11 protein-coding genes are annotated in these 14,761 nt (G+C 45.6%); 8 read left to right on the top strand and 3 right to left on the bottom strand.

The window, feature by feature from the left end; translation table 11 throughout:
- Positions 1-807 precede the first annotated feature (807 nt).
- Positions 808-5,280 carry a PAS domain S-box protein gene (locus QUA70_RS26555; RefSeq protein ID WP_333350812.1) on the top strand — a complete coding sequence of 1,491 codons (4,473 nt, stop codon included), beginning with the start codon at positions 808-810 and terminating at the stop codon, positions 5,278-5,280.
- Positions 5,281-5,285: 5 nt separating this feature from the next.
- Entirely contained in the window at positions 5,286-6,614 is a 1,329-nt protein-coding gene (locus QUA70_RS26550; RefSeq protein ID WP_333334740.1) for a response regulator, read from the top strand.
- 19 nt (positions 6,615-6,633) lie between these two features.
- Here the strand turns inward: QUA70_RS26550 and hpsU are convergent, their stop codons facing one another.
- Positions 6,634-7,311: a hormogonium polysaccharide biosynthesis acetyltransferase HpsU gene (gene hpsU, locus QUA70_RS26545; RefSeq protein ID WP_333350813.1), complete on the bottom strand. Its 678-nt coding sequence runs from the start codon at positions 7,309-7,311 to the stop codon at positions 6,634-6,636.
- A gap of 44 nt (positions 7,312-7,355) precedes the next feature.
- On the opposite strand from hpsU, the gene QUA70_RS26540 reads away from it, so the two are divergent.
- Both QUA70_RS26540 and QUA70_RS26535 read left to right on the top strand, forming a co-directional pair.
- The gene (locus QUA70_RS26540; protein ID WP_333350815.1) at positions 7,356-8,150 is read left to right on the top strand and encodes a cation diffusion facilitator family transporter; all 795 of its coding nucleotides are present in this window, start codon (positions 7,356-7,358) and stop codon (positions 8,148-8,150) included.
- A gap of 40 nt (positions 8,151-8,190) precedes the next feature.
- Positions 8,191-8,799, top strand: a complete 609-nt coding sequence (locus QUA70_RS26535; protein WP_333334745.1) for a hypothetical protein — start codon at positions 8,191-8,193, stop codon at positions 8,797-8,799.
- A gap of 133 nt (positions 8,800-8,932) precedes the next feature.
- Here the strand turns inward: QUA70_RS26535 and QUA70_RS26530 are convergent, their stop codons facing one another.
- Positions 8,933-9,850, bottom strand: a complete 918-nt coding sequence (locus QUA70_RS26530) for a glycosyltransferase family 2 protein (RefSeq protein ID WP_333410742.1) — start codon at positions 9,848-9,850, stop codon at positions 8,933-8,935.
- On the opposite strand from QUA70_RS26530, the gene QUA70_RS26525 reads away from it, so the two are divergent.
- Positions 9,777-9,989, top strand: coding sequence for a hypothetical protein (locus QUA70_RS26525; RefSeq protein ID WP_223300923.1), 213 nt, complete (start codon positions 9,777-9,779; stop codon positions 9,987-9,989). The genes QUA70_RS26530 and QUA70_RS26525 overlap by 74 nt on opposite strands.
- 1 nt (position 9,990) lies before the next feature.
- On the opposite strand, the gene QUA70_RS26520 is transcribed toward QUA70_RS26525, so the two are convergent.
- Complete coding sequence (locus tag QUA70_RS26520; RefSeq protein WP_333334747.1) at positions 9,991-10,962, bottom strand: glycosyltransferase family 2 protein; 972 nt, start codon at positions 10,960-10,962, stop codon at positions 9,991-9,993.
- 207 nt (positions 10,963-11,169) lie between these two features.
- Here QUA70_RS26520 and cobU point away from each other — a divergent pair, with 207 nt between their 5' ends.
- The 3 genes from cobU (at position 11,170) to QUA70_RS26505 (ending at position 14,592) form a co-directional block, all read left to right on the top strand.
- Complete coding sequence (gene cobU, locus QUA70_RS26515; RefSeq protein ID WP_333350817.1) at positions 11,170-11,745, top strand: bifunctional adenosylcobinamide kinase/adenosylcobinamide-phosphate guanylyltransferase; 576 nt, start codon at positions 11,170-11,172, stop codon at positions 11,743-11,745.
- A gap of 277 nt (positions 11,746-12,022) precedes the next feature.
- Positions 12,023-12,445 carry a hypothetical protein gene (locus QUA70_RS26510; protein ID WP_333334751.1) on the top strand — a complete coding sequence of 141 codons (423 nt, stop codon included), beginning with the start codon at positions 12,023-12,025 and terminating at the stop codon, positions 12,443-12,445.
- A gap of 77 nt (positions 12,446-12,522) precedes the next feature.
- On the top strand, positions 12,523-14,592 hold the full coding sequence (locus tag QUA70_RS26505; RefSeq protein WP_333350819.1) for an AarF/ABC1/UbiB kinase family protein: 2,070 nt from the start codon (positions 12,523-12,525) through the stop codon (positions 14,590-14,592).
- The last annotated feature ends 169 nt before the right edge of the window (positions 14,593-14,761 follow it).

Below are 14,761 nucleotides of genomic sequence, written 5' to 3'. Positions count from 1 at the left end.
CGCTTCTGTGATTTATTGCGTAAGCGTTGCTTGCCGTAGGCGTCGCATCCCTCTTTAAAAACTGTCCGGAGTATTGCCCCCTACTAACTTTAGTTAAAGTTAACTCTCTGGGATTTTATCATACTTTTCGCTAAAGGTTTGTTAATTTTCAGTTATAAAATTAAGCAGTGATTATGGAATGACTGTTTAAGTGGACAAGTCAAATAGGCCTATATTACAATGAGTTTAACTGGTGGGAGAAATATTTCTCTTACTGTACCAGTTGAGTCCGTATTGTGTATATCTAAGAATATCTAACTAAAAATTTAACGGATATAACTAAAATTGATAACGTTCCCAGAATAGTTGGCATTCTACCGACATTGCAGACAAATTAAAACTTAATTGCATTTGTCAATCAGTAAAATTACTGAAAACACTGCTTGTTGAGGAGTAGAAAATTTGCGATTTGGGGGTGAGTAGGCATAAATATGGCGCGAGGCATGATTGCTCGATCGCCCAAATCTAAGTTTCCCCCCCAAAATCTGAGTAAATGCTGAGCATAATTGCTGATTGACAAACGCTTCCCTAGCTTATGTTGTCACCAATGTTCTACAGATATAATTGATGAGCAATAGAACTGCTTGGCGATACATCCGAAGAATTAACGGAGATATTGTTGCAAGGGATACCTATATCGCCGATTGAAAACCGAATGGTCGCCCTACTGAACGTTTTATTAAGTACCCCAAGAGGAGAAAACGAAAACCTTGCGATCGCCCCATTGGAAAGAAGTTCTAGAATTATAGCTGAAATCCACGAGCCAACATGAGCAAATTCCCACCAGAGAAAACCCAACCGCCACAGCAAGAGAGCACAACAGCACAGGTATTGCGACAGGCTCACTTCGACGCTTTTTTTGCAGGTGCCAACGCCGGAATGCTGATTTTTGACCACCAACTCCGGTACGTCCAAATTAACGAAGTTCTGGCCCAGATGAATGGCGTTTGTGTGGCAGACCATATTGGTAGGTCAGTGCGTGAAGTGCTGCCAGAATTGGCCCCGACTGTGGAACCAATTCTGCAAGGCATTCTGGATACGGGCCAGCCAATTCTCGACTATGAATTAGTAGGTGAAACGCCGAAAGAACCGGGCATCGTGCGCTATTGGCAAGCATCTTACTATCCTTTGCTGGATGAAAATGGCATGGTTTTTGGTCTGGGTGGGATTGTGATTGAAGTTACCGATCGCAAGCGGGCAGAACAAAAGCAGGCACGACTGACGGCAATTTTGGAAGCAACTTCCGACTTAGTAGGAGTTGTGGATGTGACTGGGCATAGTGTCTATCTCAACAAAGCCGGACAGGAAATGCTGGGGATGTCCCCAGAGGAAGCACGATCGCCGTTTACTATAGATTCTGTATTAGCTCCCTCGGCTAAAGCAAAGTTCCACAACGAAATAATTCCCACCGCCTTGCGAGAGGGTAGGTGGGCTGGTGAAACCCTGTTTTTGTCACGCGATGGGGAAGAAATTCCGGTCTCCCAGGTTTTGATTGTCCACAAAACCGAAGCGGGTGAAGTCGAGTTCCTTTCGACTATTGTGCGGGATATTCGCGAACAGCAGGCTGCGCTGCGCGATCGCAAAAAAGCAGAGGAAGAACGGCAATTGCTCGCTACAACCATCGAGAACAGCCGTGACTTTATTGGCGTGGCATCAATGGAGGGTCGCCCTATACTGGTGAATCAGGCGGGTCTGGATTTGGTGGGACTCAGTAGTTTGGACGAAGCCAGAACCAAGCACCTTACCGACTTCTTTATGGCAGAAGATTTGGATTTGGTACAGCAGTCTATTCTGCCTGCGCTGATGAAAGAGGGAAGTTGCCGGAGTGATTTCCGCTTCAGACATTTCGTGACAGGTCAACCCATCCTGGTAGATTACACCCTATTTCTGATTAAACATCCAGAGACTAATGAACCCGTAGGAATTGCCACTATTACGCGGGATATTCGCGATCGCAAAATCGCAGAAGAAGTCCTCAAACAAAGTGAAGAACGGTTTCGTTCTTTGATGGAAGCCACCGCTCAAATTATTTGGATCTGTAATGCGGACGGCGAAATGGCGATCGAGCAACCTACTTGGAGTGCATTTACAGGACAGACATTTGATGATTACAAGGGAGGGGGTGGGATCAACGCTATCCATCCAGACGATCGCTCGTCTATGGTCACTGCCTGGTCAACTGCTGTTGCTAATCGATCGCTATATGAAGTTGAATGCCGTATGCGTCGCCATGACGGGGAATACCGCTACATGAGTTGTCGTGGAGTGCCTATCTTAGAAGCTGATGGCACGATTCGCGAATGGGTGGGAGCAAATACGGATATAACAGAGCGCAAACAAGCTGAAGAAGCTCTGCGCGAACGCAATGCACTTTTGAACTCTATTTTAGAAAGTACACCAGACATCGTTGTGGTCAAAGATCGAGAAGGCAGATATGTTGCTCTCAATTCCAACGTAGCAAACTTTATCGGTAAACCCATTGAGGACATCCTGGGCAGAGATGATTCCCAACTGCTGCCGCCTGCCGTCGCCGTTTCAATGATGGCAAAAGACCGCCAGCTCATCGAAGCCGGCATTACTGAAACCTACGAAGAAGAAATCTTTCAAGGTGAGATCGGCGGAACCTTTTTAACTACTAAGGCTGCTTGGCGAGACACTCAGGGCAATATTCTCGGCATCATCGCCATAGCGCGAAATATTAACGATCGCAAACTTGCCGAAGCAGAACTGCGCGAGCGCAATGCACTGCTGAACTCGATTCTGGAAAGTACGCCAGACATCATTGTGGTTAAAGACCGGGAAGGTCGATATGTTGCCCTTAACTCCAATGCGGCAAACTTCTTGGGCAAGCCAAGTGAGGAAATCATCGGCAAAGATGATTGGGAATTACTGCCGCCTGACACTGCCCGTGAAATGATGGCAAAAGATCGCCACATCATGGCAGCAGGAATCACTGAGAGTTACGAGGAAGATATCTCTTCTCATGATGAAACCACTAAGACCTTTTTGACTACAAAGGCTCCTTGGCGTGATACTAATGGCAATATCCTCGGCATCATCGCCACCACACGAGATATTACCGATCGCAAACAAGCCGAGCAAAAAATCCGCCAAACGCTAGAAATGCTCGACTTAGCTAGCGATGGTATCATTATTCGGGACATGGATGACCGCATCATCTACTGGAACCAAGGTGCAGAAAATCTCTACGGTTGGACAAAAGCGGAAGTAGTTGGGCAGTACATTCACACATTCCTGAAAACCGTCTTCCCTAAACCATTAGAAACCGTATTGGCAGAGTTTTTCCAGCAGGGAAGTTGGGAAGCAGAAGTGCAGCATACCACCAGTGATGGTCGGCATATTATTGTGGCGAGTCGCTGGACATTGCAGCGCGACGGAGAAGGAAAGCCTTGTGCCCAACTCGAAATTAATAATGACATTAGCGATCGCAAACAAGCCGAAGATGCTATAAAACAAAGCGAAGAACGCTATCGTTCGCTAATCGCTGCCACGTCCCAAATTGTCTGGACAGCGGATGCTGAAGGAAGATGCCCTGATATGCCGAGTTGGAGAGCTTACACCGGACAAACCGAAGCTGAGGTAATTGGTTTTGGCTGGTTAGATGCAATTCACCCGGACGATCGCGAACGAACGAATCAGGTCTGGATGGAAGCAGTGCAAACGAAAAACCTGTATGACATAGAATATCAAATTCGCGGAGCGGATGGAAACTATCGTTATTTCCAAGCTAGAGGGGTACCAATTCTGGATGAAGATGGCAGCATCCGGGAGTGGGTTGGCACTTGTACCGATATCCACGATCGCAAACAAGCAGAATTCCTAATGGCAAAAGCTAAGGAAGCAGCCGAAGCAGCAAGTCGCGCAAAAAGTGAATTTCTTGCCAACATGAGCCACGAGTTGCGAACTCCCCTTAATGGCATCATGGGATACGCACAGATTCTTCAGCGTTCCAAAGTCTTGAATGAAGAAGAGCGATCGCGCATTGATGTTATTTATCAGTGCGGTTCGCATTTACTGACCTTAATCAATGATATTCTCGACTTGTCGAAGATTGAAGCACAGAAAGTGGAACTCATGCCTACGGATTTTCATTTCCCGGCGTTCCTACAAGGTGTAGCAGAAATGTGTCGCATCCGAGCTGAACTAAAGGGAATTCAGTTTCATTTTCCATCAAGCCCCGAACTCCCGATCGGTATTCGTGCGGATGAAAAACGCTTGCGACAAGTGTTAATTAATCTTTTAAGCAACGCTATTAAATTTACGGATGAGGGCACTGTTAGTTTTATAGTCAGCTTTGCCACAGAAGAAAAAATTCGCTTTGAAATACGCGATACAGGTACCGGCATTGCACAAGATCAATTTCAAGCTATCTTTCAGCCCTTCGAGCAGGTAGGAGATCGCAGGCGGCAGACGGAAGGTACGGGATTAGGACTGGCAATTAGCCAAAGGATTGTAGAACTAATGGGCAGTACCATTCAGGTTCAAAGTGAGATGAATGTTGGCAGTATTTTCTGGTTTGATGTCAATCTATCTCAAGCCGATGAATGGGTGAAAACTTCTCAAATTGACCATCGCGGCCAGATTATCGGCATCAAAGAGCGCCAACCTAAGATTGTGGTTATTGATGACAAATGGGCTAACCGTTCGGTAATTAGCAATTTGCTCAGTCCGATCGGCTTTGAGGTGTCTGAAGCGAACGATGGGCAGGAAGGGTGGGAAAAAATTCTGGAGGTAGAACCAGATTTAATCGTTACCGACTTACTAATGCCCGAACTAGATGGCTTCGAGCTAATTAAGCGGGTTAGAGAATCGGACAACTTCAAAGACACCATCATTATTGTCTCTTCTGCCAGCGTATTTGAAGCCGATCAATACAGAAGTTTAGAAGCAGGAGGCAACACTTTTATTCCCAAACCTGTTCAAGCCACGGAACTCCTGCAAAAATTGCAACAGTATCTTCAGTTAGAATGGCTTTACGAAGCCAATGAAGCTCAACTGGCGATCGGCTCAGACACCAATGAGCTAATTGCCCCGCCTGCTATAGAAATGGAAATGCTATACGAGCTGGCTATGAAAGGAAATTTCTTACAAATAGTTAAGCAGGCGGTATTACTTGAAGCAATAGACCCAAAATACATTCCCTTTGCTAAAATATTGCATCAGATGGCAAAGGACTTTCAAGACGAAGAGATTTTAACGTTTATTCAGTCCTACAAGTAAGGTTTATGAATTCAGAAATTAAAGCACATGGTACGATTCTTATAGTTGATGACAATTCAGCTAACTTAGGTGTATTATCTGATGCCTTAAGCCAAGAAGGATTTGAAGTTCGGGTGGCGAAATCGGGAAAAATGGCACTAGAGCGAGTTAAATATGCTCTACCCGATCTAATCTTACTAGATGTGATGATGCCAGAGATTGATGGATTTGAAACCTGTCGTCGATTACAGGCTAATCCAGAAACTAAACAGATTCCCATTATATTTATGACTGCGCTCTCGGATACAGCAAATAAAGTGGAAGGGTTTCAGCTTGGGGCTGTTGATTATATTACCAAACCCTTCCAACAGGAGGAAGTATTAGCTCGCGTCAAGCTGCATTTAAAGCTTCATGTTCTTGCTGAAAAATTAGAAGAAAAAAACACCTTATTGGAGGAAAAAGTTATAGAAGTCAGCCAAGCCTACGAGAATTTACAACAAATGCAACTTAAGTTAATCCAAAGCGAGAAAATGTCCGGCTTAGGGCAAATGGCGGCTGGAATTGCTCATGAAATAAATAACCCTATAAATTTCATCTCTGGGAATCTAGGTTATGCCCAAGAGTACGCTCATAACTTACTAAAAATTATACACCTTTATCAAGAAGATTATGTAAATCCTACCCCTCGAATTCAAGCAGCTATGGATGAAATAGAACTGGAATTTCTGGAGGAAGATTTTATAAAAGTTCTTAACTCAATCAACTTAGGAACGCAGCGCATCCAGGAGATTGTCAAGTCTATGCGAATTTTTTCTCGCCTGGATGAGGCAGACGTGAAAGCTGTAAATATCCATGAAGGAATTGATAGTACACTCACCATCCTGCATCATCGTTTAAAAGCAAGACCAGAGCATCCTGAGATTGAACTAATAAAAGAGTACGGTCAGCTTCCACAAGTAGAATGCCATGCCGGACAACTCAATCAAGTGTTCATGAATATTATTTCCAACGCCATTGATGCTTTGGATGAATCTAATCAGCAGCGTTCGTTTGCCGAAATCAAGCAACACCCGAACCGCATTCAAATTTCTACAAAATTAATTGGCGATAATTGGGTGGCTATTCATATTAGTGACAACGGTCTGGGAGTTTGCGAAACTCTACAACCGAAGCTATTTGACCCCTTTTTTACTACCAAACCTATCGGTAAAGGAACTGGGTTGGGGTTATCTATCAGTTACCAAATTATCGTTGAAAAGCATGGGGGCAGATTATACTGCCAGCCTGTCTCAGGAAAGGGAATAGAATTCGTCATTGAAATTCCTATTCGGCAGCAAGCTTGTAAAGCTGCTTAGTTTCCCGGTTCAATGTCTCTTACGAACTTTGGTTAATTTCTCGCTGACAGCGCGCACGACAGGGTGTTCCCATACAAACAAAGCCTGCAGGCATATTTTGAAAGACGCTACTGCGAGCTCCGATTAAAGCGTTAGCACCGATTTCCACACCAGGGCCAATGAAGCAGTCGGCGGCAATCCAAACGCCGTTATTAATGATCACAGGTGCCGTTATTAAGCGAAAGGCTTGGTCTTGAGGGTCATGAGTGCCGGTGCAGAGGTGGCTTTTTTGAGAAATGACGCAGTGTTTGCCGATCGCAATTCGATCGAGACTGTACAATACAACATCATCTCCGATCCAACTGTAGTCTCCGATTTCAATTTTCCAAGGATAGGTAAAACGAGCCGTGGGGCGAATGATCACAGCGCGACCTATTTTCGCTCCAAATAACCGCAGCAAGCCGCTTCTGATGCTATTAAAAGGGTGTGGAGTGAGGGGAAATGCGATCGCCTGCACGAACCACCAAACCAAAATTAGCCAATTAGGCTTTCCTCGATCAAACTTTGATTGATCGTACTTCCGCAAATCAACCAAAGATTCCCCTGTTAAAATATTTGCGTGATTGTCGCTAATTGGACGATGGTTTATTTCAGGATTTGGGGAATTTGCGATCTGCTTTTGCGGTTCCGGGTCGGGAGTTGACGTATAATAAGTCATCTAATGTTTAATTTAAAATCGAGTTGAGCTTTAAGGACTGCTGCATGACATTTCCAGTTAGGGACAATTTTGACTCTCAAAACGCCAAGGAACTCGCACAATGCGAGAATTCAAATCCCAGAATTGGCAAAGTTCGACTTTTACAAACAGCTTTGGTACTGCTGAGCAGCTTTTTTGTAGCAGAGTTAATCGCCGCACTTAATTCTCATAGTTTGTCCTTATTAGCAGATGCGGGTCACGTTTTTTCTGATGTGGCAGCTTTAGCAATAACTTTGACAGCGACTTGGTACTCCTCACTAAAAAGAAGTAAACCTGTAGATTGTGCGATCGCACAATCGTCAATCCCTGAACGAGGGGAAATCATTGCTGCTTTAATTAATAGTATCAGTTTAGTTGCGATCGCCCTTTGGATTGCCGCAGAGTCGATCGCCCGTTTGCAGTCCCCAACCCCCGAAGTCGAAGGGCTCCCGATGTTAATTACCGCCATAGTCGGTTTAAGCATCAACTCGATTAATGCTTGTTGCTTGCATTCCTGCTGTCACGGCGACTTGAATCTCAAAAGCGCGTTTCTGCACGCAGTCGCCGATATTTTTTCGTCGGTTGGAGTAATTTTAGCGGCGATCGCCGTAGCGTGGCTACACTGGAATTGGGCTGACGGCTTAATTAGCTTGCTGGTATCAGCATCAATTATTTTATTAACCCTACCACTGCTAATAGAAAGCATCCAATTGCTGCTAGGCAAAGTATCAGCAATATCCGCAAGTCAACAGCCTTGCGACTGCGAAAAAGTCAGCGCGGAAAAATTGCTTTTTCCATCCCTCGAAGAACTGATAAAATAACATCTCTTCGTCTGCCATAAACCATAGAGATAGATAACAAATGTCATACAGTGATTTTACTTTAAATCGAGTCACTAAAGACTTTAATTTAACCATTTCCGAGCGCTCTAACATTTTCACAGAAGTTCCAGAATTAACACCAAGCGATTTTCTCCAAGAAACCCTGCGCGATAATCTAGCTTTAGCCCTTGGTAGCAATACAGAAAAAGCGCGATCGGAATTAATTATTGCTCCCATTCTCGTCGAACTCAGAAAACAATTAAATTATCAAATTAGCTGGTTTTCTGGCATTGACTTTAGTGTGGATGCCAGTAAAGGATTAAACGGCAGTTGTGATTTTATCATCAGTCAATCACCTGAACTTTTGTTTGTTACGGCGCCAGTTATTACCGTCGTAGAAGCTAAAAAAGAAAATATTTTGGCTGGATTGGGACAATGCGTAGCGGAAATGTTGGCAGCGCAAATTTTTAATGAAAAGGAAGGCAACGAAATTCCTGTGGTTTACGGTACCGTTACCACCGGCACTAACTGGAAATTTATGAAATTAACAAAAAAGACGATCGAAATTGATTTAGTCGAATATTTTATCAACGATTTAGGTAAAATTTTAGGTATTTTAGCTAGTGGCATTCACTCAAGTATTAATTAGCTCAAGAAACGCGGCGGTTGAAATCGCGTCTTGTCAAACGAAGTCTCTCTCTAAGAGACTAAGAAGGAGTGGGTGTTTAAAACCCTATCTACACAAACTTTCGTCCGCATGGTGCGCGGACTAAGAGGGACTCTTACGGCAATTTCACCTCTGTCTCTTGACTGATAACTACTGGTGGCGACAGAGGCGGCTGAGGTTCTGCCACATTCAACTGACCGCCACAACAACGCAATTCATAAAGTTTTGCATTAATTTGATACTCATATTGACTCAATAACCTTGCATAAATATAGCCAGCTTTTCCATCCAAAAAGCCTAGCTGAATAAAGTAAAATAACATAAATCTGAGCATTGGTTTTAAAGGCAGCCGCACCCAAACTTTTTTGAGAAAGCGTTTCCGCTGCACTGCATCTCCAAATAGGTGAGCGCCAATAGTGCCGCTGTCGTCGCGCCCTTCAATAATATTGTAATAAACGCGAGCTTCCCAATTAGAATAGCGGTTGTGCCGTTCTATCCAGTGAAATAAATCGCGGTAATCCTCGTGGATCATGTCATTTTTTAAGTAGCCGACTTGACCAGCTAAAATGACGTGTTCGTGAACTTCATTGTCGCCTGTATTGGGAACTGATTCAGTGCCGAGATTTTCGTAACGGCCTTTTTGATGCTTGAACAAACGCAAATTCCAGTCGGGATATCGGCCGCCGTAACGCAGCCACTGACCTAAAAATAAGACTTTGCGGTTGAGGTAGTAGCCGTCAAAATTGGGGTCTTCGATCGCCCGCGCGATTTCGTCCCAAAGTTCCGGCGGAATGCGCTCGTCACAATCGACAATTAATACCCATTCGTTGCGAAATGGCAGATTGTCCAAAGACCAATTTTTCTTTTTCGGCCAGCGGTTGTCAAAGTAAAACTGTACTACTTTTGCGCCGGTGCTGATGGCAATTTCTACCGTGCGATCGCTACTTTGGGAATCAACCATGAAAACTTCATCCGCCCTGGCAATGCTGGCCAGACACGCAGGTAGATTAAGTTCTTCGTCTTTTGCCGGAATGAGAACTGAAACCGGAATCTTGGATGAACTAGATGTCATAATCGAGTGCTTGAACCTGAATGCGGTCGAGTTTTGGTGGATGAAGTGCGATCGGCACAGCCGCGCCGACGACTTGAGCAGCGAGGGATATTGCCTATAGCCTAATGCCTACTGGTCGATTTCGGTGCAAAAATCAGGCCGCGGATGGCTGCGCTCAAATAACCGATTTGACCCCAGGCAAAAACGAAATTTTCAAAGCGCAGCCCTGGATCTCTAATATATTTAAAAGACTTCCAGACACCCCTCAATATTCTTTCACCCCCCCGCCCAAGCTGAGCAATACCGGCTCGATCGGACAATTGTTCGCGATAACACTCGCTGATGCCTTGCCACCACCCGCGCTCCAAGAACCAAGCTTTGTTAAGCCTTTCTGTGGCGACATTGTGCAGCACCAGGGCATCGGGCAGATAAACTACTTGCCAACCTAGCTCTAATGCTAATTCTGTCGCGCGCAATTCTTCATTTGACAGCAACTTTTTGCCGACTCTACCGAGTTTGACATCGAAGCCGCCAATTTGTTCGAGAAAAGCGCGCCGGATCGAGTAGTTTACCCCCCTGGGAGTCAAACCGGGAGCAGTCACGTACAGGCAACTATCGCCTAAATCATATGCTCCCAAGTTCTGGGCCAATCCGGGTGAGAGCCATTCGGGCGGGCTGACTCCAGAAGGCCAGAGCAAATTGACTTTGCCACCAGCTACGGCGAGTTTTTGATTGCTTTGATAAGCGCTGTGCAGCACCCTGAGCCAATTCGGCTCAGCAATAGCGTCGTCGTCGAGATAAGCTAATATTTCGCTGCCAGCTTCCTTTGCGCCGGTGTTTCGGGCTACTGACAGACCGATTTCCGGCTCCCAGACGTACTTGAGGCGCCGATCGCCCAGTCTTGCTTCTACCACCTCGCGGGTGCGCGAAATGGAACTTTCGGGGCTGGCATAATCGCTAGAAGCGTTATCCACTACTACTACTTCAAAGTTGTCGGGAAAATCCTGTACCAGCAAGCTGTCGATCGCCCCACCTAAATAGGCGGCGCGATTGTGGGTGCAAATAATCGCTGATATCTGAGGATGATCTGGCATAAATAACAGCTTGGGAAATACTGGGGCTCGCGATCGACTTACTCTGATATTGTCTCATCAATGCTATTATCGCTTAAAAAGCATTTGGTAGTTGGTCGTTTAAATCATAGTGGGTAATTGGTAATGGGTAATGGGTAATGGGTAATGGGTAATGGATAATTGTGTTTAATCCTTTGTATGTGACTGCTGACTAATGACTGCTGACTAATGAGTAACTCAGAACCCACCACATCGAGACAATTAATCTTAGTAACTGGGCCGGCCCGAAGCGGCAAAAGTGAATGGGCCGAAACTCTGGCGGCGGGTTCGGGAAAACAAGTAATCTATGTCGCTACTGGCCTAGTTGATGAAACGGATTTGGAGTGGCTTCGTCGCCTCGAACAGCACCGAAATCGCCGTCCAGTTGATTGGACAACTCTAGAAGTGCCGATCGAATTAGCGGCAGTTGTGCAAGCCGGCAAGCCCTCAGATTGCTTGTTGATTGATTCCCTGGGAACTTGGACGGCAAATCTTTTGGAACAAGAAGCGGCTGTTTGGGCTACTACGCAGCAAGATTTGCTCGCTAGTTTGAAGTCGGCGGCGGCCGATGTAATTTTGGTAGGAGAGGAAACCGGATGGGGCGTTGTGCCTGCTTATCCGGCGGGGCGGCTGTTTCGCGATCGCCTCGGCACTCTCGTCCGCCGCATCGGGGCGATCGCCGATACTGTTTATCTCGTCACCGGAGGTTACGCCTTGAATCTCAGCGATCTGGGTACGCCGCTGCCGCCTGCTGCGAAAAATTAACAGCCGGAGTCGCGATCAACTAGGGAGAAAAAATATCTGTTTCCCGACGAACAATTTTAACTAAAAATGAGGTAGAATCCTAACTAAAATTGAAAACTCAAAACTCACATAAATTACTCTAAAAAAATACTTCATGGGGCAACCAGCCAAACAATTTGATACGGGAAGTAGCGAAATTTTAAAATAATGTAAAATATAAAGTGTCTCTTGAGATAGAGTGCAAATTTCAAAGGTCAGGTCTAAAATCACCAATTAGTTGAAGGGTTGACTAAAATTTATGGCATCAGAGAATGAAGTAAGAAAATATATTGCTTACTGGTTTCAGTTAGGCAAAAAAGTATTAATTTACAACGGTTCCGAAGCGCTGCTGCCCAAATCGATAAATGCGGGCGATCGCTACAGCAGCGAATTTGAAGAATGCTGGCAAAAAATCCTCTCGCCCGACAGCGGAGACTGCCACCTCGAAGGCACAAACGAAACAATTTCCCAACTGCTGACACCAGCTTGGGAAATCAGTCCCTGCGCGCGCTGCGCTATGCCTGTAGTGTTCCAACAAACCGGAATGCCCCCGGAGTTCTGTCCCTGTAACGACTTACCGAACTGGCCCGATACCGAAATGCCCCAACCCCGATCGCCCGTCAGCAGCCAATCGCAACTATCAGGCATTCGCGATCGACTCCAAAGATCCAGCGGCGAGTAAGTATATAAGAAGGAAGAAGGGTCTTCTTCCTTAAATTGTTACAATATATTTACAATGCTTCACACTAGGTCTGATTTATGAATGTCAAGACGGTATCGCCAGCCTCCCCGCAAACTTATGCAAATTCAGGGACTCAGGCTGTACTCGGCAATCTCCAAGATGCAAATACAATTCCCCTGCAAGCAGTACCAGTATCATTAGAGACAGAGGTCGTAACGGACGATCGGCTCAAATCATCAAGAGACATAGCTTTCGAGTTGGCCGGAGATGCTGTTCGGTACGATCCAGTGGCGATCGCAGCCCTGTACCGAAATCGACCTCTACAAGTCTGGGGAAGGCTGTCGAGCGTTGTTTGGACATTTTTTAGCTTTGCCTTCAGTGTGTGGTTCGACGGCAAAACAGGTCGTACCGCCACCAACCAAAAGCGTCGCGCCGTCCGACTGCGAGAAATTCTGGCCCAACTCGGCCCAGCTTTCATCAAAATCGGACAAGCACTCTCAACACGGCCCGACTTAGTACCGCCAGTATATTTAGAAGAACTAACAACGCTGCAAGACCAATTGCCAGCATTCCCGAACGAAGTAGCATATCAATTCATCCAAGAAGAATTGGGCGCCCACCCCAAAGACATCTACGCAGAAATCACCCCCGATCCGATCGCCGCAGCATCTCTCGGACAAGTCTACAAAGGTAAACTCAAAACCGGAGAAACAGTCGCAATCAAAGTCCAGCGACCAGGTTTAGCCGAGAACATCGGCTTAGATATCTACATCCTGCGGCGTGTTGCAGTTTGGGCACAAAACAACTTCAAAATAATTCGCAGTGACCTCGCAAGCATTATGGACGAGTTGGGCGAGCGAATTTACGAAGAAATGGACTACACCCACGAAGGACAAAATGCCGAACGGTTTGCCCAACTATACGGCCACATCAAAGACATTTACGTTCCCAGCATCTACTGGGAATATACCCGCCGCCGCGTCTTAACAATGGAGTGGATCACCGGCGTCAAACTTACGAATTTAGAAGCCGTTAAAGCTCAAGGAATCGATGCTCCTTACTTAATAGAAGTGGGGGTGCAGTGTTCTCTCAGACAACTTCTAGAACACGGTTTCTTTCACGCAGACCCGCATCCCGGCAATCTTTTGGCAACTCCTGACGGTCAATTAGCTTATCTCGATTTCGGGATGATGAGCGAAGTTAAACCTTATCAGCGATACGGCTTGTTGGAAGCTGTGGTGCATTTGGTGAACCGCGACTTTGAAGGTTTAGCAAAAGATTATGTCAAGTTGGAGTTTTTAACGCCAGATACGGATTTGACGCCAATTATTCCGGCCTTAGCTAGCGTATTTAACAATGCTTTGGGTGCTAGCGTTGCCGAACTGAATTTCAAAAGCATTACTGACGAGCTTTCGGCGGTGATGTACGAATATCCTTTCCGAGTTCCAGCTTACTATGCTTTGATTATTCGATCGCTCGTTACGTTAGAAGGGATTGCCATTAATGTCGATCCAGAATTCAAAGTGTTGAGCAAAGCTTATCCTTACGTAGCAAAACGGCTGTTGAGCGACCCCGCACCTGAATTGAGAGCATCTCTGCAAGATTTGCTGTTCAAACAAGGCGAATTTCGCTGGAACCGCTTAGAAAACTTGCTCAACAATGCCCGCGAGAGCGATGATTACGATGTCAGCAAAATCTTGAACCAAGCTTTAGAATATTTATTTTCCGAAAGAGGAGATTTTATTCGCGATCGTATTGTCCTGGAATTAGTCAAAAGTCTCGACACACTTTCGAGCAATGCTTTTGCTAACGCCAAAGCAGTCGTCGGCGAATGGTTTGGAGTCAAGGCAAATCAACCTGTGGTTTCACCAACAGAAAAAAACAATCTAGAACACATTAAACGGATTTGGGATATTTTGCAATCAACTCCGGGTTTTGACGGGACGAAAGTATTGCAGCTTCTTCCGCAGTTGTTGGTGAAACCCGAAGTGCAGAATATGGGGCAGAAAGTAGTCGGCGGTTTAGCTCAAAGAGCAGTTGCTAGGGTAATTCGTGAGTTTTTGCTTTCGCAGGAACCGGATGCGATTCCCGTGAATGGAAGCTACCCTAAAACTTCGCCTCAGTTGTCTTTACCTGCGGCGAAGTAGTTGGGTGGGGAGTTTTTGACCGCAGATAGTAGCAGATGAACACAGATGAACGCAGCAGATGGAATTTTGTCTGCGTTCTTTTTTTTAATTAAGCTAGGGCTTGCTGAATAAGCCTAAAACCCTTACCTCAAAAGACTTTGACTCGCGTTCGGCGTTGACAACGTGTAAG

Source organism: Microcoleus sp. LAD1_D5 (genome assembly GCF_036702115.1).
In the GTDB taxonomy this organism is placed as follows: domain Bacteria; phylum Cyanobacteriota; class Cyanobacteriia; order Cyanobacteriales; family Microcoleaceae; genus Microcoleus.
The sequence above is the reverse complement of the archived record's forward strand: the minus strand, read 5'-3'. Positions and strand labels throughout refer to the sequence as shown.